Source organism: Methanobrevibacter sp. (assembly GCF_045120835.1).
Taxonomy (GTDB): domain Archaea; phylum Methanobacteriota; class Methanobacteria; order Methanobacteriales; family Methanobacteriaceae; genus Methanocatella.
In genome coordinates, this window is sequence record NZ_JBGVFE010000072.1 from 12,487 (window position 1) to 31,989 (window position 19,503).

General features: G+C 35.5%; 21 protein-coding genes. 5 read left to right on the plus strand and 16 right to left on the minus strand.

What is annotated here, in order from left to right; genetic code table 11:
* Nucleotides 1–12: 12 nt before the first annotated feature.
* The 6 genes from ACJMLO_RS06765 to ACJMLO_RS06790 form a co-directional block, all read right to left on the minus strand.
* Nucleotides 13–513 carry a hypothetical protein gene (locus tag ACJMLO_RS06765; RefSeq protein WP_405295185.1) on the minus strand — a complete coding sequence of 167 codons (501 nt, stop codon included), beginning with the start codon at nucleotides 511–513 and terminating at the stop codon, nucleotides 13–15.
* A 36-nt stretch (nucleotides 514–549) separates the two neighbouring features.
* Nucleotides 550–1,113 carry a hypothetical protein gene (locus ACJMLO_RS06770; protein ID WP_405295187.1) on the minus strand — a complete coding sequence of 188 codons (564 nt, stop codon included), beginning with the start codon at nucleotides 1,111–1,113 and terminating at the stop codon, nucleotides 550–552.
* 28 nt (nucleotides 1,114–1,141) lie between these two features.
* Complete coding sequence (locus ACJMLO_RS06775) at nucleotides 1,142–1,276, minus strand: hypothetical protein (RefSeq protein WP_296786172.1); 135 nt, start codon at nucleotides 1,274–1,276, stop codon at nucleotides 1,142–1,144.
* Complete coding sequence (locus ACJMLO_RS06780) at nucleotides 1,269–1,598, minus strand: hypothetical protein (RefSeq protein ID WP_405295189.1); 330 nt, start codon at nucleotides 1,596–1,598, stop codon at nucleotides 1,269–1,271. Before ACJMLO_RS06780 ends, ACJMLO_RS06775 begins: the two co-directional genes overlap by 8 nt.
* Nucleotides 1,599–1,768: 170 nt before the next feature.
* Entirely contained in the window at nucleotides 1,769–1,927 is a 159-nt protein-coding gene (locus ACJMLO_RS06785; protein ID WP_296786179.1) for a hypothetical protein, read from the minus strand.
* Nucleotides 1,928–2,747: 820 nt separating this feature from the next.
* Complete coding sequence (locus ACJMLO_RS06790) at nucleotides 2,748–3,878, minus strand: tyrosine-type recombinase/integrase (RefSeq protein ID WP_405295191.1); 1,131 nt, start codon at nucleotides 3,876–3,878, stop codon at nucleotides 2,748–2,750.
* A gap of 363 nt (nucleotides 3,879–4,241) precedes the next feature.
* Here ACJMLO_RS06790 and ACJMLO_RS06795 point away from each other — a divergent pair, with 363 nt between their 5' ends.
* Nucleotides 4,242–5,336: a DUF763 domain-containing protein gene (locus ACJMLO_RS06795; protein ID WP_405295219.1), complete on the plus strand. Its 1,095-nt coding sequence runs from the start codon at nucleotides 4,242–4,244 to the stop codon at nucleotides 5,334–5,336.
* On the opposite strand, the gene ACJMLO_RS06800 is transcribed toward ACJMLO_RS06795, so the two are convergent.
* The 3 genes from ACJMLO_RS06800 to ACJMLO_RS06810 form a co-directional block, all read right to left on the minus strand.
* A complete protein-coding gene (locus ACJMLO_RS06800; protein WP_405295221.1) occupies nucleotides 5,333–5,875 on the minus strand; it encodes a tRNA (cytidine(56)-2'-O)-methyltransferase in 543 nt (180 codons plus the stop codon). The two genes, ACJMLO_RS06795 and ACJMLO_RS06800, sit on opposite strands and share 4 nt — an antisense overlap.
* Nucleotides 5,876–6,116: 241 nt before the next feature.
* The gene (gene cobS / locus ACJMLO_RS06805) at nucleotides 6,117–6,899 is read right to left on the minus strand and encodes an adenosylcobinamide-GDP ribazoletransferase (protein ID WP_405295193.1); all 783 of its coding nucleotides are present in this window, start codon (nucleotides 6,897–6,899) and stop codon (nucleotides 6,117–6,119) included.
* A 119-nt stretch (nucleotides 6,900–7,018) separates the two neighbouring features.
* Entirely contained in the window at nucleotides 7,019–8,095 is a 1,077-nt protein-coding gene (locus ACJMLO_RS06810) for a phosphatidylglycerophosphatase (protein WP_405295195.1), read from the minus strand.
* Between the two features lie 64 nt (nucleotides 8,096–8,159).
* Here ACJMLO_RS06810 and larC point away from each other — a divergent pair, with 64 nt between their 5' ends.
* Both larC and queC read left to right on the plus strand, forming a co-directional pair.
* Entirely contained in the window at nucleotides 8,160–9,329 is a 1,170-nt protein-coding gene (larC, locus tag ACJMLO_RS06815) for a nickel pincer cofactor biosynthesis protein LarC (protein WP_405295197.1), read from the plus strand.
* The gene (queC, locus tag ACJMLO_RS06820; protein WP_405295199.1) at nucleotides 9,326–9,988 is read left to right on the plus strand and encodes a 7-cyano-7-deazaguanine synthase QueC; all 663 of its coding nucleotides are present in this window, start codon (nucleotides 9,326–9,328) and stop codon (nucleotides 9,986–9,988) included. The genes larC and queC overlap by 4 nt, the downstream gene beginning before the upstream one ends.
* Here the strand turns inward: queC and ACJMLO_RS06825 are convergent.
* The 3 genes from ACJMLO_RS06825 to ACJMLO_RS06835 form a co-directional block, all read right to left on the minus strand.
* Nucleotides 9,985–10,596, minus strand: a complete 612-nt coding sequence (locus ACJMLO_RS06825) for a vWA domain-containing protein (protein ID WP_405295201.1) — start codon at nucleotides 10,594–10,596, stop codon at nucleotides 9,985–9,987. The two genes, queC and ACJMLO_RS06825, sit on opposite strands and share 4 nt — an antisense overlap.
* Before the next feature lie 212 nt (nucleotides 10,597–10,808).
* Nucleotides 10,809–11,060 (minus strand): transcriptional regulator, encoded by a 252-nt coding sequence (locus tag ACJMLO_RS06830; protein ID WP_405295203.1) that lies wholly within the window; start codon nucleotides 11,058–11,060, stop codon nucleotides 10,809–10,811.
* A 4-nt stretch (nucleotides 11,061–11,064) separates the two neighbouring features.
* Nucleotides 11,065–12,081 carry a M48 family metallopeptidase gene (locus ACJMLO_RS06835; protein WP_405295205.1) on the minus strand — a complete coding sequence of 339 codons (1,017 nt, stop codon included), beginning with the start codon at nucleotides 12,079–12,081 and terminating at the stop codon, nucleotides 11,065–11,067.
* Between the two features lie 332 nt (nucleotides 12,082–12,413).
* Here ACJMLO_RS06835 and ACJMLO_RS06840 point away from each other — a divergent pair, with 332 nt between their 5' ends.
* Nucleotides 12,414–13,136: a DUF4012 domain-containing protein gene (locus tag ACJMLO_RS06840; protein WP_405295207.1), complete on the plus strand. Its 723-nt coding sequence runs from the start codon at nucleotides 12,414–12,416 to the stop codon at nucleotides 13,134–13,136.
* A gap of 107 nt (nucleotides 13,137–13,243) precedes the next feature.
* Here ACJMLO_RS06840 and ACJMLO_RS06845 read toward each other — a convergent pair whose 3' ends face one another.
* From ACJMLO_RS06845 to ACJMLO_RS06860, 4 genes are all read right to left on the minus strand, one after another.
* Complete coding sequence (locus ACJMLO_RS06845) at nucleotides 13,244–14,854, minus strand: DUF2142 domain-containing protein (RefSeq protein WP_405295209.1); 1,611 nt, start codon at nucleotides 14,852–14,854, stop codon at nucleotides 13,244–13,246.
* Between the two features lie 127 nt (nucleotides 14,855–14,981).
* The gene (locus ACJMLO_RS06850) at nucleotides 14,982–15,980 is read right to left on the minus strand and encodes an NADH-dependent flavin oxidoreductase (RefSeq protein WP_405295211.1); all 999 of its coding nucleotides are present in this window, start codon (nucleotides 15,978–15,980) and stop codon (nucleotides 14,982–14,984) included.
* Between the two features lie 37 nt (nucleotides 15,981–16,017).
* Nucleotides 16,018–17,739, minus strand: a complete 1,722-nt coding sequence (gene oadA / locus ACJMLO_RS06855; protein WP_405295213.1) for a sodium-extruding oxaloacetate decarboxylase subunit alpha — start codon at nucleotides 17,737–17,739, stop codon at nucleotides 16,018–16,020.
* A gap of 152 nt (nucleotides 17,740–17,891) precedes the next feature.
* Nucleotides 17,892–18,986 (minus strand): inositol-3-phosphate synthase, encoded by a 1,095-nt coding sequence (locus tag ACJMLO_RS06860; protein WP_405295215.1) that lies wholly within the window; start codon nucleotides 18,984–18,986, stop codon nucleotides 17,892–17,894.
* A gap of 280 nt (nucleotides 18,987–19,266) precedes the next feature.
* Between ACJMLO_RS06860 and ACJMLO_RS06865 the strand changes: the two genes are divergently transcribed.
* Nucleotides 19,267–19,503 (plus strand): hypothetical protein (locus tag ACJMLO_RS06865; protein WP_405295217.1); only part of this gene is annotated, 237 nt, incomplete at its 3' end.

Below are 19,503 nucleotides of genomic sequence, written 5' to 3' on the forward strand. Positions count from 1 at the left end.
AAACCTACAATTTTATTGTACTTTCACATCCCTTACATGGAAACTGTAGAATACATAGGTTCCGGTTTTTTCTTTAACCTGAATTGTCATTTCGGTCAGTCTGTTTACGAATTCACGATATTCTGCAAGATTGACGTTTCTGATAATGTTGGATTTGCCGACAGAACCTGCGTTTTCCAGTTCAAGGATAGTTGTTATGAAGTCAAACAGTACGCTTCCTTTCCTGATGTTTTTGTGAATGTCCCCATCGTTTTTGAGGTTGATGTTTATTTCAACATATAATTTTTCATCATCTTTGAAAATGAATAATTTAAAGCGGTTGACTGTTTTTTCTTCACCGTCATCGTCAAATGTGAAGGATGTTACTGAAGACATTTCAGGCCTGCCGGTTATTAAAGTGCCGTCTTCAAAGTCTTTCAGTTCTGCTTTTTCATATCCGTCTGGAATGTCTACTATTTCTTCATAATCTAATTGTGTGCTTGTAAATATTGTTTGTTTGTCATTAAAACTCATGATATCATCTCCTAAGATAAATATTAAAAGAGGAGTTTAGCTATTGTCCTCTTTTAAGAATTTTGACTGGTTTTGTGTTACCATTTTTTCAGCTGTCATTTCTTCAGCGCTTACTTCTCCTGCCCCTATCAGTTCTGCAATAGCCCTGTTGGTTGCACGTGTTTTTGCTGTTGACATGATAGTGTGGTCGGATACTTTGTCTTTTCCTTTTTCACTTCTGGAGCATAATGCATCAGATTCAACACTGCGGCCATTAGGCAATGTTGCCCTTACGCAGTAGTATGCTTCTCTGACTCTGCCCATTTTTGTTCGCTCAAGTTCACGATCCACTATTTCAGTATCAACGTTGAATGCACGGGACAGCTTTTGCCATGCTGATTTTTTCTTAAAGTGTCTTTTCACTTTAATGAAGTTTCCGTTTTCATCCTTTTCTTTTACAATTATTTCCTGATAGTCAGTATCATTCAATAATCCTTTACAGAGTTTTTGATAGGCGTCCCATTGTTCAATAGCTACATCCACATCCGGGACGTTATCAATTTTCATGATTTCGTTTTCCCCTGAAGTTTGGGGTTCTTCTATTATTTCCGCTTTAACCATTTTATCACCTTAATGTTGTGGGGGTTTTCTATAACCCTCCAGTGCTGGTTGCAATTCCAATCCATCCTATTACCAGAGCAACCAACATGCTTCCAATAAAAATCACTTTTGGATTCAATTTCATCGGTTCTTCTTTAGGATATAATCGGGCAGGCTTAGACATTCAAATCTCCTCCGTTGTTTTTCCTGAATCCGACAATGAATGCTTCGCCTCTTCTGAACTTTACAAATCCGATATCTCCTTTGGCTGCATAATGTATCAGCGGCAACAGTTTGGCATGTATTAATGTAGGGTATGCTTTTTTCCTACCTCTTACCAGTACTGTGCCGTTGTCATCAATATGGAGGATTGTTTGCTCCACATCACCTTTGGCAACTTTAATCTCACCCTTGTGAGTTAATATGCCCTGGTAGTTATCTTCGAATTGATTTGGTAAGGCCTCGTCATCAGCCTCATAGTTTCCGGATGCTGAATAAAATTCCATTTTTATTCACCTATCTGTTCAATTCGATTAAATACATCCCATATTTCATCCCATACGTCTTTAGGTACTAAAATATGGGTTTTTCCGTTTACTTCCATTTCCATCATAACTTACAGACTCCCTTATATGTTAATAAATCACATTTCATCAATCTAATGGATCAAAGCTATTTAATCCAGTTTCAGTATCCTGATTTGATATGAATCAAAGAATTCCTTTTCATTGCTGATGTTTTCTGTTTCGGTTATCTCAGCAATAGCTTCTTCAAGTGCCTGGAAGTTATTGAAAACAATTACGTTTCCCGGCAAGGATTGCATCATTTCACACATAGTGTTTTGTCTCCTGTTTTTTTCACTTGTTAGTGATTGCATTCTCAAGGCCAAGTGTTAATGAGAAATCTCACAGATTATTGGCCATACACTATGAAGAGATAAAAATAGTTTTTTGTGAAATTAATCTTCCATTACTTACCGAATATTTAGAATAAAATAAGTTTCTCTTTTTTTATGTGAAAATCTTTATATATTCCTTAAAATATACTAGATATTGGGTTAAGTTTTGAAAAATATAAATTTTTAACAAAGTTTTGCGGCCTTGTTCACTATTTTTATTCTTCATTACTGACCCATTATAGGGATTATATTAAAAAAATTTTTTAGCTCACTATTCATGCAAAAAAATATTTTTTTAATTTATAATCCTTTTAATGTGGTTTTTCGATCTTCTTTTTTATTGCTCTTTTTGATATTTTACCTCCCCATACTGATTTTTTAAGCCTCACAAGAAAAAGTTGTACGAGAGTGAAAAATTGTTTTCACTTCCCAAAATTGATGTCATCCTGTGATGGCTAATTGATAGTTTATCAAAATGAATATATAAACATTACGATTTATATTTTATTGAATACTGTACAGAAATTAAACTATTCATCTATTAGTTTGTATATCCATAAAAATAAAACACCGTATTTTCTACAATTGGTGTTTAACCGGAAAAGTAAAAAACATGTATCTGTATAAAATGACTAAACAATATGGAGTAAAATGACGGTGAAAAAAATAGTAAAAATTTAAAAAGAAAAGTTTGAAAAACATCCCGCATATCCAATTAAACATGAGGGATGTCCGCATTAACATTATATGATATCAGCTAATCGCCGACCTTTTCCTTAATGCCTGCAAGTTCCTGCTTGATTCTTTCAATGTCTCCAAGCTCTCTTTTCATGTCTCCAAGTTCACTCTTCAATGTTTCATTCTCGACTTCCATTTTCTTGAACTCAGGAGATTTGACGGACAGCTTTTCAATCTCCTTACCGATTGTAACAGCAGGAAGATGTTTGATGTATTCATATTTCAAATCTTCAGGATTGGTCATGAAATATGCTGAATCGGTTTTGTTTTTGGCTTTGCCCTGCAGGTCATTGACATTGTCCATGCTCATTCCATTATTGTATAATGCTGATGCATGGAATTTTCTAAGCATGTGTGGTCTGAAACGGACAAAACATCCTACCTTACCCAAACCTAACAAGTTATTGAGATCTTTGAATGAATGGTTCAGGTATGCAGGGTCTATCTGGAACAGTGCAGATTCAGGAGTTAGATTATCCTCACGTGTCAACAAATATTTGTTGATTGCAAGGACTGCTTCAGGGCTGCAGTAAGTGGTATAGTACTTGTCGGTTTTCTGTCTCCATATGCTCCAGGTAGGAACAATTTCATCATCATCACCGATATCATACAGTATTTCATAAATATCTGTTTTGTCAGTGTATTCTCCCAAAGCAGCAATATAATCCTTTATTTTGAGATTAAGAGTTTCCCTTCTTGCACATCCGCTGGAACACATGAATAATATTATTGCAACCATGCGAACATTGGCAACACTTATTACTTCACGTAGTACTTCCTTGTCAGGCAAATCTTTAAACTGTACTGGTTCTGATTTTTTAACCTGTTTCGGATTGAGTTTTGGCAATTCAAGGATTTCAATCTCATAATATTTGTATATTGCAAGAATTGGCTGAAACATTGTTTTGACAGTGTTTAAAGAATAATTTTCAACAAGATATTGTCTGTAACTTATCAGCCTTCTTTTTAAGCTTCTGCGTTTCCATCGAATACCCTTATCCTCTTCAGCTTCTGCCTCATCAAGCAATTCGGATAAATCCATATTGCAAAATGTGGTGTATTTTTTTACGGCCAGTTTGTATATTTTCCGAGTGCTTATGCCATGGTTATACGACATGTGCACTTCATCTAAAATTTGCTCACTATTCATAATATCACATTTATTCAATCGATATTTATTAATTTGTGTGAGAGCATTTGATTAGTAATATTTTATCAAAAAAGTTGGTGATATTATGAGTATTATAACACTAATAGTTTTTCGAATATCACGAACTTTTAGCTCTAAAACGCCTCTCCGGCCGTTTCGATGGCTAATTTTTGATGAGAGCCGATAAAGACCCATTAGTTAGTGATAATTCGGGCACTATAACATTAATAAATATGATAATCATTACTTAATAAAGTTTTGTTTGAAATCAATATTGATAGGGATTTTGCTCCTCCTGAGAAAAATTACTTATCAAATGCTCTCACTAAAAGACTAATATTTATAGCAAACATATCATCATTCATGCAAAGAAGAGGAGCAGTCAATTTACCCCTTCACGGAGGACACCCTCCAAGTTGGTTATTTTCAAGAATGGTGAAATTATCCGGGGCCTTAACATCAGTAATTATAGAGGAATACAGTTTAGAGGAGTTTCTAAATCGTATTTCCAACCCCTACTGGTTTCAGGCATTTTCCTGCGTATTGGGTTTTGATTGGCATTCTTCCGGAACTACGACAACCACATTAGGTGCACTAAAGGCTTCCCTGTCTCCCGAGGAGCATGGAATCTATTTGACCGGAGGCAAAGGCGCCAAATCCAGAAAGACCCCTCAGGGAATTGAACATGCTGGAGAGGTATTTAACCTCAAGACAAAAACCACCGAAAAGCTGGTTGAAACCAGCAAACTTTCTGCAAAAATTGACAATTCCTGCATTCAGGACGGATACACATTATACCAGCATAACTTTTTCATAACCGAAAAGGGAGACTGGGCCGTTGTCCAGCAGGGCCTGAACACTCAAAACAAGTATGCACGTCGCTACCACTGGTTAGGCAGTGAAGTTGACAGATTATTGAATGACCCTCATAGCGGAATATCCTGCGACAAGAAAACACCGAATACATTGAATATGTCATCCAAAGACAGCAGTGAAGCTCAAAAAATCAGCGTTGATTTAATCAATGACAATCCAAACCATTTGCGCCAATATTTTAAAAGAAAGGACAATCAGTTACTTTTAGAAGACTTTAGCCTGCCTGCCCATCACCCCGTTTTGGACATGGACATATCCGACAGCGAATTTGAAGTTCTCACAAAAGCCTGGGAGATTCAGCCCGAAAATTATGAGGAACTTATTTTGCTGAAGGGCATCGGCCCCAAAAAGATAAGGGCATTGGCATTAATATCCGATTTGGTTTACGGCGAACCTGCAAGCTGGAAAGATCCCGTAAAATACAGCTTTACCCATGGAGGAAAAGACGGTTTTCCATATCCTGTCGATAGAGAAGTATACGACAACTCCATTCAAACAATAAGGGATGCACTTGATCAGGCACGCATAAAAAAAGATGAGAAATTGAAAGCCATTAAACGACTGGATGACTTCATTTCCTAACGGTTTTCATCATGAATATTAACGTTCTTTCCATGTGCGGTTGGAATTACTTCCAGAACGGGATTTTCAAATTCCAAATCGAATTCCTTGCCGTCCATCAGCAAATGCTGAAATACCGCAAGAGATGACACCTCCGAGTGAGGCTGTGTTGTTACAGACACATTCCAGTCAGCAGCCTTATAGACTTTACCCGGAACTTTAGAGCCTCCGACAATAATTAGAATATCCGATCCGTCACGTCTTACTTCAGGAGCGGTTTCATGTGCCTGCGTACCATACATTGTCAGGTGAACAACCTTTCCTCCATCTGCTTTCCATTTGTTAATGACACCCATATAGCTTTCTGCATATTCTATTTCAAAGTTTCCGCCGAATCTTGAAGCGGTATCCCTTACATTTTCCATCAATCTGTTGTCACGCTCTCCGGCAAGGTATATTTTGCTTGCCCCAAATGCACGGGCAGTCAAACATACATGAGTAGTTATACGAGTATCCCTTTTCAGCCTATGGTCCAATCTTAAAACATTAACATTCATAATATCAATTAATTATTACTCATTAGAATTATATAAATCTGATGAGAAAAACCACTGAGATTTAGTAAAAGTGGGAGGTGATATCACTAAATTACATGATGAAATATTTTTGTGCATGATGAAATAGGAATTTTTAAAAATATGTTAGACAGTGGCAAATCTCATCAAATATACATTGAACCTCATACTATATAAAACAATGTATAAGAAGACTTTAATAATGATTTCAACTTGTAAAAATTAGTTAAAAGAAAAATAAAGCAATTGCCATGAACAATAATGACAGCAAACGTCCAACCTCATTACTCATTCCCAAAACATCCCCGTTTGCAAGAACAAAATTCCTCTTTGCAATGATGGCTATAATTATTCCTGACACCATCGCACCGACAACACCGCAGATTCCCACATATCCGCCCAAAAGGTATGCAATAACAGCAACAATGAATGTTGAAGCGAAATAATTGGCAGGATTGGTTTCATTTATAAAATAACTTCCAATTCCTGGAGTCAATGGTTTTGAAAGAAGTGCTGTGGTCAAAAGAGAGGTTTTTGATGCCATTTCACAAATTATGATGCCCAAAATAAAATGATAATCCAAGATATTATAGATTCCGGCAACAGTGATGCTTGCAACTATGAACAGTGTTGCCATAGCTCCTGCACCAACTGATGAGTCTTTCATCACCATTATCTTTTTTTCAGGTTCGCCATGAACCATAACCCCATCGGCCATATCCATTACGCCATCAAGGTGATTGTATCCAGTAATCAGCATCAAAAATCCATAGACAATGGTCGCTGTGAAAAATGAATTGAGATGGAGAAACTCCATAGAAACATATCCGCAAATAGCCGCCAAAATTCCAACAAACAAGTGCAGCAATGGCCAAATCCAAGTTAACTTGGTCATATATTCAATTGATGTGAAAACATTGATTGGAAGGATTGTTGAAAAGGTCAAAAGTCCCAAAATAGATTTCATTGGTGAAAATTCTTCATCTTCAAAATAATCGTCATTTTCCATAATTATTCCTCAAAACTATATTATAATTTTATAGATAATTTAATATAAAATTTGTTGAGAAAACTGATGAACTCTAATGGAGCAAAATATTTCAAAAGCAGAGAATTATCTGATTTAAATTATTCTTCAAGTATTTTTGACATGCATCCGGCAATCAACCCTGCAAATGCATCATCAAGAATTGGCGGTAGTCCATAGATAATTCCAGGCTTTGCTTCAGCATATCTTTTGAAATTGAAAGTCGCATTTGTTCCTGCAATCTGATTTGAAATTGCAATGCCCAATACATCATCGGCATAAAAATGTGCCGGATTATCGCCCATGTCAACTTCACGTATCCTATTTCCAGTTAAATCCTGTTCTGTCCTCATTGCAGAAACCAGAAGTGCAACGACATTAATATCAGTGAGTGATTTCAGGATTTGAGTTCTCATCTTATTTTTAAGTTCGTCTGTAACTTCAATGTCCTCAAGTAGTTCCATTCCGGCATCGACAAGATCCCCAATAAGGATTCCTTCTGATACAAAGTAATCCAGAATTCCAAAAGTCAAATCTAATTTTTTAAATGCATCTTCCAGACTGATTTCAATTGCATCTGCAATTCTCACTTTCAGTTCATTAAAATCAATATCATCAAACAATGCATTATTGATATCTAAAGTATCTCCATTTTTTTCCGGAAGATTAACCAAAACTGCTAAAAAATCATCAGTGTTTAAAATATACTGAACATGCAACGGCAGAGCCATATTGGCCAAGGTCTTTGCCTTTGTAGCTGTTACCAATTTAAATATCTTAAGCAAATCCTTTGGAGATATGATTTTATCAATATATAATACATGACTTAAATTAATTTTGGCATCGACAAAACCCTTAGGGGAATTGACAACCTGCAGGCTTCCAGTGAAATCCTCAACAACCAAATCATTTGACATGAATGTAAAAAGAGTTAAATCATCATAAGAATTTGTAAAATAATCAAGAGAATCTGTTGCCTGTGCAATGTATGCTCCCTGAGACTTGTTGAAAGTTTCTGCCCTTTTTGCAGTGACACCATATTCGTTTTTTGATTTTATAATGTTGACATTTTCAATAATATCAATTCCATCGCTTACTGTGAAATCACTGAATGCCAAAAAGTGATTGGGATTATTAATGCAGATTCCATAGTCTTTTTTGATGATGTTAAATTTCATGTGATAATATATATTAATTATTTAATTTAAAGTTATATTATAATAGATTAGAGGACTTGTCATTATGACCATAATTATTGACCCACAAACCAGCGGAATAGCGGGAAACATGCTGATTGGAGCATTTGTTGATTTAGGAGCTGATGAAAATAAACTAAAAGAAGTAATGGAAGCTTCAGCTTGTGAATTTGGGAAAGTTAATGTGAAATTTAGCAAAATTTCAAAGCAGGGAATCGAATCAACATTCTGCCATGTCGAAATGTTGGAAAATAATAATTCAATAAATTTTAAGGATTTTATTTCAAAGATTGAAAAGTTAACTATTGATGATGATGTTAAGGCAACTTCAATCAATATATTCAAAAGAATGGCTAAAGCAGAAGCTAGAGTTCATGGAAAAAGTTTGGATGAAGTTCATTTTCATGAAGTTGGAGCCAGTGATGCGGTGGCCGATGTGATAGGTTCTGTTTATGCATATTATAGTCTGAGTTATGACAGACAAAAAATCATTGGCCTTCCGATAGCAGTGGGCGGAGGAAGGGTTGAAACTTCCCATGGAATACTGCCCGTCCCATGTCCTGCAGTTGTTGAAATTCTTAAAGATGCAAATATGATTGGAGGACCTGTTGACAGTGAACTAGCAACACCTACAGGCTGTGCAATCTATATGGAATTATGTGATGAAATCAAAGAATTTATCCCTATGACCAAATCCAAAAAGGTAGGATATGGTGCCGGAAGAAAAGATTTTGACCATCCTAACGTTTTAAGAATTATTGAAAGTGAAGATATTGCTGAAAACGATGAAATTGATGTGATTGAAACCAACATTGATCATTTGACCGGCGAAGAAATCGGATATCTATTTGATGTGCTGTTTGATGCCGGTGCAAGTGATGTGTCAATTACGCCAATAATAATGAAGAAAAATCGTCAGGGAAGTCTTTTAAAGGTCATATCTAAAATGGAAAAACGAGAAGAGGTTTTAAATATCATATTTAAGGAAACTGGAAGTTTAGGAATTAGAATTGCTCCGGAAATCCACAGAGGAATAACAAAAAGAGAATTTGTAAAAGAAACATTCCAAATCAATGACAGGAACTACGAGGTTACATTTAAAATAGGTTATATTAATGATAAAGTAATCTCCAAACGACCGGAGTACGAAGATTTAAAGAAAATCGCTCAGGATACCGGCCTTGCTTTAAGGGACATTAAAGAGGTGATTGGATGAAAGCCATATCTGTCTTTTCAGGAGGCCTTGACTGCACCGTTGCAACAAGCGTTTATGACAATGACTATGAAATCCATGCAATAACCTTCAACTATGGTCAAAAAGCATTAACCCAAGAAATTAGAGCCTCTGAAGAAATTTGCGAAAAAATGGGTTGGACACACGAAGTCATTGACCTTCCATGGCTGTCAAAAATCAGCACTTCAAGTTTAAATACTGATGAGGATATTCCGCAACCAAGTGAAAATGACTTGGATGATTTATCAAAAAGCAGCGAATCTGCAAGCAGCGTTTGGGTTCCTGCAAGAAATACCGTTTTTACATCAATTGCCCTTTCTTATGCTGAAAGCATTGGCGCAGACATAATTATCGTAGGTTGGAATGGTGAAGAAGGCGAAACATTTCCTGACAATTCAAAAGAATATCTGGAAGAATTTAACCGTCTAATCGATGTTGGATCACCTGAAAAAATAAGAATTGAAGCACCTTGCATTGATTTAAATAAAGAGGAAATTGTTAAATTGGGTGTTGAAATTGGTGCTCCAATTGAATTGAGTTATTCCTGTTATAAAGGAGATGACAAACCCTGTGGCGTTTGTGAAAGTTGCATGAGGCGGAAACGAGCATTTAAAAAAATTGGAATAAAATATGAAGACTAGTCATATTTTGAAAGCTTTTTCTTCCAATTGGACCTGTCCACATCCATCTCATTTCTCAAACAATAGGACACATTCCCAATAGATTCAAATACTTCATCAAAACCTTCTCTGCTTTTTCTGTAGTTTGCAACACGAGATTTTCTAATTCCGATACGGCTGGCCTCAGTATATGAATCAATATCCGCACCAATATAAATAAATTCCCAGTCATGTTCTTTAATTAGATTAGATATTTGAGTTTTAGAGAACTCACGGGAGGCATTTTCAAGCCCATCAGTCATTATTACAAACAGCACCTTGTTTTTGATTTCCCTGTCCAGAGTGTTAATTGTTTTTCCGATTGCATCCAAAAGTGCGGTGCATCCCCTAACCCAATATTTTTCAGAAGTTAACTCTTCAACTTCTTCTATTGATTTTCTTTTATACAACATCTCATACATGTCATCAAACAATATGGTAGTTACACGAGTGTTTAATCCTTTAGATTTTTCTTTTTCAATAAATGAGTTAAAGCCACCAATTGTATCCTGTTCAGAACCCCTCATGGAGCCACTGCGATCTAATACAAATATCAAATCCAAATCTTCATCTTTAGGTACGATTTTCATATTTACCACATCCTTATTTTTATGTTTGTAAATTGTGTTTAAATTACACACAATATATTAACATCTTATACTATTTAAAGGTTATGGCGATGCAAAAAAAGATAAATGAAAACCAAAAAAAATTATAAAAAAAATAACACGAACCCTAAATTGCAATTCATCCCCAACTTTATGGAAGATGAAGCATTCCTGCTAATTTGATGCTGAAAAAGTTAATCGAGTTTATTTAAAATATACAAAGAATCTTCAGTTATCCTATAAAGACGTCCTTTTCTAGCAGTTGGGTTCAAACATTCAATAATGCCTTTTCCTTTTAAATCGCTTAAAACAGTAGAGATATGATTTAGTAGAATATCGCTTTCCTCAGCTATCTCCTTAGGCATCTTTACACTTGTTCCAATTGTTTTTAAAGTACGTGTCCTATATCCAGATCTTTTAACATATTTAACTAAATCATCGTCCATATTATCACCAAAGTTTATTTCCACAATTCATGCAAAAGGAATCATCTGCATTAACAGAAGCACCGCATTTGCTGCATTTGACTTCAACTTCAAATTTTGCCCCGCAATTGGTACAGAATCTATCATCAGCACCAGCTTGAGAACCACATTCCTGACAATATTTGATGTTACTTCCAGTTAAATGAGAGTTCCTAAATTCATCTTTTGGCACAGGAGTTTCAGAAAGAACCGGCTTGGAATGAAAATCCTTATCATTTTCTATCTCATGAATTAATTCATTCATAGCAGATATTCTTTTCGAATCGGCCGGATGTGTTGAAAAAAAATCATGCTCATTGGAATTTTGAGAAGCCATTTCCTGCCAAAATGCAGGAATTGGAGATATGTCATAACCTGCCCAATGAATTATCATCATGCCTAACCTATCCGCTTCCAGTTCCTGATCTCTTCCCCAAGGATTCATCAAAAAGAACTGTGATCCAATACTTGCAACATTGGTGGCTGCCCTTGTTAAAGAGCCAATGCCCCCTAAACCAACCAGATCCATTGCAAAACTGCCAATCCATGCAGCAGAAGTTATTGCATTCTGGGCATTTTGAGCACTGATTCTTGTTCTTGAGTGATCAAGAAGTGCATGAGCCATTTCATGGCCCAGAATAAATGCCACCTTTTCTTCAGTATTTGCAACCGAAAGGATGCCTGAAAACATTACTATTTTCCCGCCGGGCATACAAAATGCATTTACAGTATCATCAGCAACCAAATGGAAATCCCAATCATAATAGTCTTCAACATAATCGAGTCTGCCAATTTCTGACAAATAGTTCTCAACAGCCTGAATCAGATCAATAGCCACATTTTTAACAATTTGTCCATCCTGAGTATTATCCAGAAGCTGTGCCTGATTAATCATCCCATAATATTCATTATAGGAATCTTCAAGAAACTTATCATCATTTACCATGTCGAAATGTGATTTTCCAGTAAATGGATTGATGCTACTTCTATCATCCTTCGCCATAATATACTTTATTACCATTTTGTGTATAAAAACTTTTTTAACACATAAACACAAAATCATGGAAAATGTAAATAAAATATGACATGAAGATGAAAAAAAATTCCCTGGCAACCCCCTTTTTAGAAATTAAAATTTAAGTATATGCAAGAATGAGAAAAGCAATTAATACTTTATCAATTTAAATCTAAAAAAAAGTTACACTTCGAATTAATTTTCAAAAATATTTATATAATTTGATATTCATAAATTATTAATGAGAACAATTTTAATTGTATCTTAATACTTATATAAGTTAAAGATTTAATTCTTAAAATTAAGGCGTGGGAACTAAAATGAACAGAACAAAAAAATTAATTATAGCTATTCTTCTTGTTGTTCTTGTTGGGCTTTTGGCTTCAATATATGGAGCGTTAAATTCAGGTCCGGATTTAACACAAGAAAACAAAGATATCCTTATTTTGGCTGCAGACAAATATGAACAGTCAAATGGTGGAGTAGATATGGCATTTATGATTCATTTAGAAAATGGAAGTTTTGCTAATTATACTCCAATTTATCCAGGTGGAATGACACATCCTTCACAGCCCGCATCCAGTGCAATAGGAGGAGGAAAGATGTTCCTTCACGATAGCCTGTATGATGGTGTTGAAGACGGTATGCAATATGCAAAAGAAATTGTAGAAGCAAATACCAATATGACTCCTGATGCAGTAGTTGTCGTTTATGATGAAGGAGTAGATAACGTTATCAATTCTGTCAGACCACTAACAGTTGATGGAGAGGTAACCAACCTTTCTGCTACCGATATTATTCGTGAAAATGATGCATATAACGGATATGCAGGTAATGAAGGAGTTACTGGAACCATGTCTAGAGGAGATGCTGTTATGGTGTTAGTAAAAGCATTGGCACAAGCTGCTGCAAATCCAGATAAGAAAGCCACCATGATTAAAGCAGCACTAGACGAATATACCAAAGGTAATATCATAATGCAACCGGAAGGTTCATTTACAAAATTACTTGCAACAAAAGGAATAGAAAGTATAGGATCGTAGATTATCTTTAAAGAATTTTTTAATTCTTTAAAGAACTTTTTTTATTTTTAAATTTATTAACTGACCATCATTAATAGCCAACACTATTCACATTGGTGAAATGTTTTTCAATAATATTTGGTTGCAAAAGCCAATATCAACGTTGCCATAAATCCGACAATGAAAATCATTGCATAATTGTCAAAATTGTCCTTAAATCTATCCAGTTTATTTATCCTGAAGGAGGCAATGATTGGAAGCAGTGCAAATAACGGCAAAAAATACCTCGTAGCGAGGCCTAAAGAAACATTTCCAACATCCGACCAGGACAATAATTGAACAAAACCTGTTCCAACATATACCATAAGCAATACAATCAATGACCCCCCTCTTGCCCTTAAATCAAATTTAGCTTTATCTGGGTAAAACAATAATGTGGCTGCCAGAAATATCCAAAGCAAAACTGTAATGATAGTATAATGATCAGAGTAATGATTAGGATTGCTTGCCCCAAAGAAATTGAATAATCCGCTTAAAGTAAGATTCAAACCATCAGTAAACATGTATCTGAAAAATACCCACATATTTATTGGATGACCCATCAGATAATGCAATTGCATTGTAACATTCACATGATTAAGTTTTGACCTCCAGGAATGCATCAATGCAGGTGTTGAATACGTGCTCCACAATACACCCAGTAGAGCAACGATGAAAACTCCGAGCAACGCATACAATAAGATATTTTTGTTTTTGAAGTTTTTTCTGGGAACAAACAACAAAAGGAAAACAAAAGAAAGGTAAGGCAGCTTACAAAGACCCAACAAAAGGGAAAGTCCACAGAATATTGCAATTTCTCTATTTTTAAGAGTGCCCGGTTCCGCTTTATAGAGATATATGAAATATGCTACCGTAAGTATTCCCAAACCGATTATTAATGAATCGATACTGACAGAAGCTGCCTGATAAATCGAAATGGGTATGCAGGCTACAGCCAAAAGAGGAATCTTCAATACCGGAGACTTTTTAATGGCTATCGAAATTATTCCCGCATAGAAGATTAAATTAAAAATCCTCCCAAGCCACAGCATCCATATCACATTCATATCAAATAATTTGGCTACAAAAACGCCCAATGCCTGAGGAAGGTATCCATAAAATGGATTTTGCTCAAAAGAAGACCCGTCAAGCATTGTAGATTTATTGATTTTGCTTGTATCGTCCGGCGTTTCAAAAACCGTTTTTTCAAGATTTTCTAAAAAGAACATGTGGCTTTGAGACGTTTCAAAACCAACATCGGTGTTGAGTTGAGTACTGTACCTTCCCTCATCAGTGTGATTGTATAAACGGTCAAGATTATGTTCTCCGCTTACCCATTTGGGAAACATTACTCCCTGAGAAGTAATTTCTGCACGAGTAAGATGTTCCATCTCATCGCTAACATCGGCTATTGGCACAATTAATGCAGACATTATGCCAAAACACAGTATTATTATAAAGGCCACCTTATACAAATCTTCTTTGGAATCCTGCATAAAATAAAAGACAATGCATAATACTCCTAAAAATGCAACGATTAAAAATGTGGCCATTACGAAAGGAGGATTTGTGAAATTGTTATTTGAAAGAGTGGAGATGAAAGTAATGGCAATAAACATCAAATAGACAATCCAATATCTTTTGGAACTGATTAAAATCTCGCTGAAATTTTTAGGTGAATCTTTTATTCCCTCAAACATAAAATACCCTTTGCCAATCAATAACATCAAGCTTTTAGAAAAATTATATTGCATCAATACTTTAATCTAATATTGGATTTAATAGTACAAAAAAATAATTGTTAAAACATCCGTCAGTCAGCATTCCCTAATATTTAAAACAAGTACTAGTTTTTTTGGAATAACAATTATTACAACTTTGACAAATTGCCGCGCCTTCACCATTTTCCTTCCAATCAGCCAAAAAGTCAGCTTGAGCTACAAATGGCTTTGACATTGATACAAATTCGACTTTTGAATTATTTAACACCTCATTGATTTTAGACATTTCCCTTAAAGAACCACCTAAAACAACTGGAATGTCAACGGCACTGGCCAGATCATCAAAGTAAACTAAAAATGGATGTTTTTCACCTTTATCATAAATCTGTGAAATTGTACGTGCTGTCAACTGCAAGCTGTCAGCACCGGCCTTTTCAAGTTCCCTTGCAATGGCGATACTTTCATCTGCAGTGACTCCTCCCTTTCTCACATCCCATGGATTTATTCTGCAGCTTACATGCAGATCCAATGTCTTTTTGATAACCTTTATAATTTCGGCGGAAATCCTAACTCTATTTTCAGTATTTCCACCATATTTATCATCCCTTTGATTAAAATAAGGATTCATGAAACGTGACAGGTAGAAATTATTGCCCATGTTGATTTGAATCCCGTCAAAACCTGCAAATGAGAATTTTTTAGCAGCCATAATGACTTCCGCCTGAAGCTTTCTGATGCCCTCCTGAGTAATCTCATTAGCCTCTACCTTTTGATTTTCGCCATCATCATAGTAAAAAAAGGCCAATTGACCCAAAATCGGCACGTCATGGCTATGGCAGATGTCAGTCACCATTTTGTAATCCTTAATGAAACCCCTGTAGTTTAGACTTGTTGAATATGGGAAAAATCTGTCCTTATAATCAAGTGCAAAAATTTCAGATACAATCAATCCGGTTCCTGAGCCTGCAATCTTTTCATACCTGTCAAAAATGTCTGCTGTTAAAAATCCGCCTTCTTCAGTTTCTGTTTCCCATGTACCTGTTCTGACAATTCTGCTTTTAAGGTTAAAATTGCTGAATTGAACTTCATCAAAAATATCTTTCATAATTACACTGCTCGAAAAAAAGTAAAAAAAGGGCAATCTATTTGATTACCATTAAACAATCGTCAATAGCGATTGCATCACCAGGTTCCACAAAGATTTCCTCTACAACACCATCCACTTCAGATTGAATGTCGTTTTCCATCTTCATAGCCTCAATGACACAAATTGTATCTCCTGCACTAACTTTATCGCCGACTTCAACGTTTAGCTTAATTACCATACCCTGCATTGAAGATAAAATTACTCCTTCTTTGTTTTTACATTCGTTTATGACAATAGGAGTTTCAGATCCTCCAAATCCTGTAGGCAATATTTTAACATCAAAAATGTCGCCATCAACTTCAACGCTATATTCTGTTGGAATTTCAGTGGCGTCCTTAATAGAGCCGTCACCAGGTATTGGCGGACAAAGGTCCTCTTCAATAGCATCCCCTTTAAGGAATCTAGGGGCAATTGGTGGGTATAATGCATAAGTCAATGCATCTTCATCGGATTCGACAAATCCTTTTTCTTCTCCTTCACTCTTGAATTTGTCAAACTCATCTTCAAGTAAATCTGCAGGCCTGCATGTAATGACCTCATCATCTCCGATGATTTTTTTAGATATTTCCGGGTCAACAGGAGCAGGTGGCTTACCATACATTCCTTTCATGTATTCTTTAACTTCATTGGATACGGTTTTATAACGTTCTCCACCCAAAACATTCATTACAGATTGAATTCCTACAATCTGGCTTGTTGGAGTTACAAGGGGTGGGTATCCCATGTCTTTTCTAACCCTAGGCATTTCATCCAAAACATCAGTGTATCTGTCAATTGCATTCTGTTCCTTAAGTTGGGAAATGAGGTTTGAGAGCATTCCTCCCGGAATCTGGTATAACAATACATCAGTATCAACACTTTCGGAAATCGGATCAAGAATGCAACCGTATTTTTCTTTGATTTTATCAAAGTACTTTTTAATGGCAGTCAATACTTTTAAATCCAAACCTGTGTCGAATTCTGTTCCCTGAAGTGCTGCAACCATACTTTCTGTTGGTGGCTGGGAAGTTCCCCATGATAGAGGTGAAATTGCAGTGTCCAAAATATCAACGCCCGCCTGACAAGCGGCATAATAACTGATTGGAGTCATACCGCTAGTACAATGACAATGCAAATCTACAAGCAATCCAGTTTCTTCTTTTAATCTGGTTACTAAATCATAAGCGTCTTTAGGAGTTATTAATCCTGCCATATCCTTGATGGATACTGAATCACAGTCAAGTGCTTCCAGATCTTTTGCAAGTTCTACAAAATTATCCAATGTATGCACTGGACTTATGGTATAACTTATTGTTCCCTGTACATGAGCTCCTTGATCTTTTGCTACTTTAATCGCTTTTTCCATATTTCTTATATCATTTAAAGCATCAAAAATCCTGAAAACATCTACACCATTTTCATAAGACTTTTCAACGAATTTTGTAACAATATCATCAGGATAGTGTTTGTAACCTACCAAATTCTGTCCCCTCAAAAGCATTTGAATTGGAGTGTTGTTAAATGCCGCTTTTAATTGTCTCAATCTTTCCCATGGATCTTCATTCAAATATCTGATACAGGTATCAAAAGTAGCTCCTCCCCAAGCTTCTACAGAGAAATATCCGACTTTATCCATATCTTCTGCAATAGGAATCATGTCACGAGTTCTCATCCTGGTTGCAAGTAAAGATTGGTGAGCATCACGAAGTGCTGTTTCTGTAAATCTCACTTTTGCCATTTTTTACACCTCTTTCAATTTTAATTAATAAAATAATCTTACATTATCCAACTATAATATATGTTTTTTGTAATATATAAATTAAGTATATGTGAAAATTTAAACAAAAGCGAGGAAAAAATAAATAAAAAAAGTTGTGAAAAATTGAAAAATTATCGTTCTAATTCGCCAGAGATGAATTTTTCAACCTTTTCATATGCTTCATCATCAGTGTATTGAATCGGAGGATGTTTCATGGTATATGAAGAAATTGAAGTTAGCTGACCGCCAATTCCCCTTTCAATACCTAATTTACAACATCTTACAGCATCAATCACACATCCTGCAGAGTTTGGAGAATCCTCAACACTTAATCTCAATTCTATGTTCATAGGAACGTCACCAAATGTGCGGCCTTCCATTCTCAAGAAGCATAATTTGTTGTCGTTTTGCCATGGGACATAGTCACTTGGTCCAATGTGAATATCTCTATCTTCCATTCTTTCATCCAATACTGATTGGACCGCTTCGGTTTTGGATTCCTTTTTAGAGTCCAGCCTTTCACGATTGAGCATATTTAAAAAGTCGGTGTTACCACCAGTATTAATTTGATAGGTTTTGTCTAATTTTACACCCCTATCCATGAATAAACTAGCTAGTGTTCTGTGAGTGATAGTGGCACCGATTTGAGCTTTGATATCATCACCGACAAGAGGAATTCCTTTAGCCTTGAATTTGGCATCCCATTCATCATCACTTACAATGAATACAGGCATACAGTTTACATATGCCACTTCAGCATCAAGAGCGCATTGAGCATAGTATCTTGCAGCTTCTTCAGAACCGACAGGCAAGTAGTTGACCAATATTTCAGCACCGCTCTGCTTCAAGACGCTTACAACATCAACAGGTTCCTCATCACTTACAACAAAGGTGTATTCATCATCGTAATTGGACATGTGGTCAGCGACACCATCCAAAACATGACCCATACTTACTTTAACGTCATATTTTGGAATATCCTTCTGAAATACGGTTGTGCAGTTAGGTTTTGCAAATATTGCCTCATCAATGGTTTTGCCCACTTTTCTCTTATCAACATCAAAAGCAGCGACAACTTCAATATCGCTTGGAGCATAACCTCCAATATCCCAATGCATAAGCCCTATTGCATCCTCTGGATTCTTCCCGTCATAATAATGTATTCCTTGAATGAGAGAACTCGCACAGTTTCCCAATCCTACAATTGCGATTTTTATTTTATTCAAATATAACACCAGCTAAATAATATATTAAATTAAAATATTAATATTATGTTATGTAACCTACTTTATATAATTTATTGTTTTATCTAATATGTGAAAGAATACTCCGACCTCTGTAGGTCGGAGATGAATTTCACAAAAGCAGGAGAGTATTTTTTAAAGATTAGTTTTCAAATGCTCTCTCACTTTGTTTATATAGGTATTATAATCATATATAATTTTATGTAGTGTTACTAATTTAAATCCATTTTAAAAATGGTTTGGTGTGAAAGGTGTTTTTTTTATGTCTAGTGTTATGGTTTGTAAGTGTCGTATTAATCCCAATTGGGTTATGAAGATTGCTTTTTGGGATGCTTTTGGAGCTTCCCGTTTTGTTAGTAATAATGTTAGACAAAAAGTCAGACAAGCAAGAATTCACAACAAAATAATCGATAAAAATTATCCTGAATCAAAGGATGAAAAAATTAAGATAAATCGAAGCTTTTATAACAATTGTCTGCGTGAATTAAAGCATGAAAAT

Coding starts and splice junctions, on each gene's coding strand:
- ACJMLO_RS06765 (WP_405295185.1), bottom strand. CDS start 513: ATGAGTTTTAATGACAAACAAACAATATTTACAAGCACACAATTAGAT.
- ACJMLO_RS06770 (WP_405295187.1), bottom strand. CDS start 1,113: ATGGTTAAAGCGGAAATAATAGAAGAACCCCAAACTTCAGGGGAAAAC.
- ACJMLO_RS06775 (WP_296786172.1), bottom strand. CDS start 1,276: ATGTCTAAGCCTGCCCGATTATATCCTAAAGAAGAACCGATGAAATTG.
- ACJMLO_RS06780 (WP_405295189.1), bottom strand. CDS start 1,598: ATGGAATTTTATTCAGCATCCGGAAACTATGAGGCTGATGACGAGGCC.
- ACJMLO_RS06785 (WP_296786179.1), bottom strand. CDS start 1,927: ATGTGTGAAATGATGCAATCCTTGCCGGGAAACGTAATTGTTTTCAAT.
- ACJMLO_RS06790 (WP_405295191.1), bottom strand. CDS start 3,878: ATGAATAGTGAGCAAATTTTAGATGAAGTGCACATGTCGTATAACCAT.
- ACJMLO_RS06795 (WP_405295219.1), top strand. CDS start 4,242: ATGCAAAGAAGAGGAGCAGTCAATTTACCCCTTCACGGAGGACACCCT.
- cobS (WP_405295193.1), bottom strand. CDS start 6,899: ATGGAAAATGACGATTATTTTGAAGATGAAGAATTTTCACCAATGAAA.
- ACJMLO_RS06810 (WP_405295195.1), bottom strand. CDS start 8,095: ATGAAATTTAACATCATCAAAAAAGACTATGGAATCTGCATTAATAAT.
- larC (WP_405295197.1), top strand. CDS start 8,160: ATGACCATAATTATTGACCCACAAACCAGCGGAATAGCGGGAAACATG.
- queC (WP_405295199.1), top strand. CDS start 9,326: ATGAAAGCCATATCTGTCTTTTCAGGAGGCCTTGACTGCACCGTTGCA.
- ACJMLO_RS06825 (WP_405295201.1), bottom strand. CDS start 10,596: ATGAAAATCGTACCTAAAGATGAAGATTTGGATTTGATATTTGTATTA.
- ACJMLO_RS06830 (WP_405295203.1), bottom strand. CDS start 11,060: ATGGACGATGATTTAGTTAAATATGTTAAAAGATCTGGATATAGGACA.
- ACJMLO_RS06835 (WP_405295205.1), bottom strand. CDS start 12,081: ATGGCGAAGGATGATAGAAGTAGCATCAATCCATTTACTGGAAAATCA.
- ACJMLO_RS06840 (WP_405295207.1), top strand. CDS start 12,414: ATGAACAGAACAAAAAAATTAATTATAGCTATTCTTCTTGTTGTTCTT.
- ACJMLO_RS06845 (WP_405295209.1), bottom strand. CDS start 14,854: ATGTTTGAGGGAATAAAAGATTCACCTAAAAATTTCAGCGAGATTTTA.
- ACJMLO_RS06850 (WP_405295211.1), bottom strand. CDS start 15,980: ATGAAAGATATTTTTGATGAAGTTCAATTCAGCAATTTTAACCTTAAA.
- oadA (WP_405295213.1), bottom strand. CDS start 17,739: ATGGCAAAAGTGAGATTTACAGAAACAGCACTTCGTGATGCTCACCAA.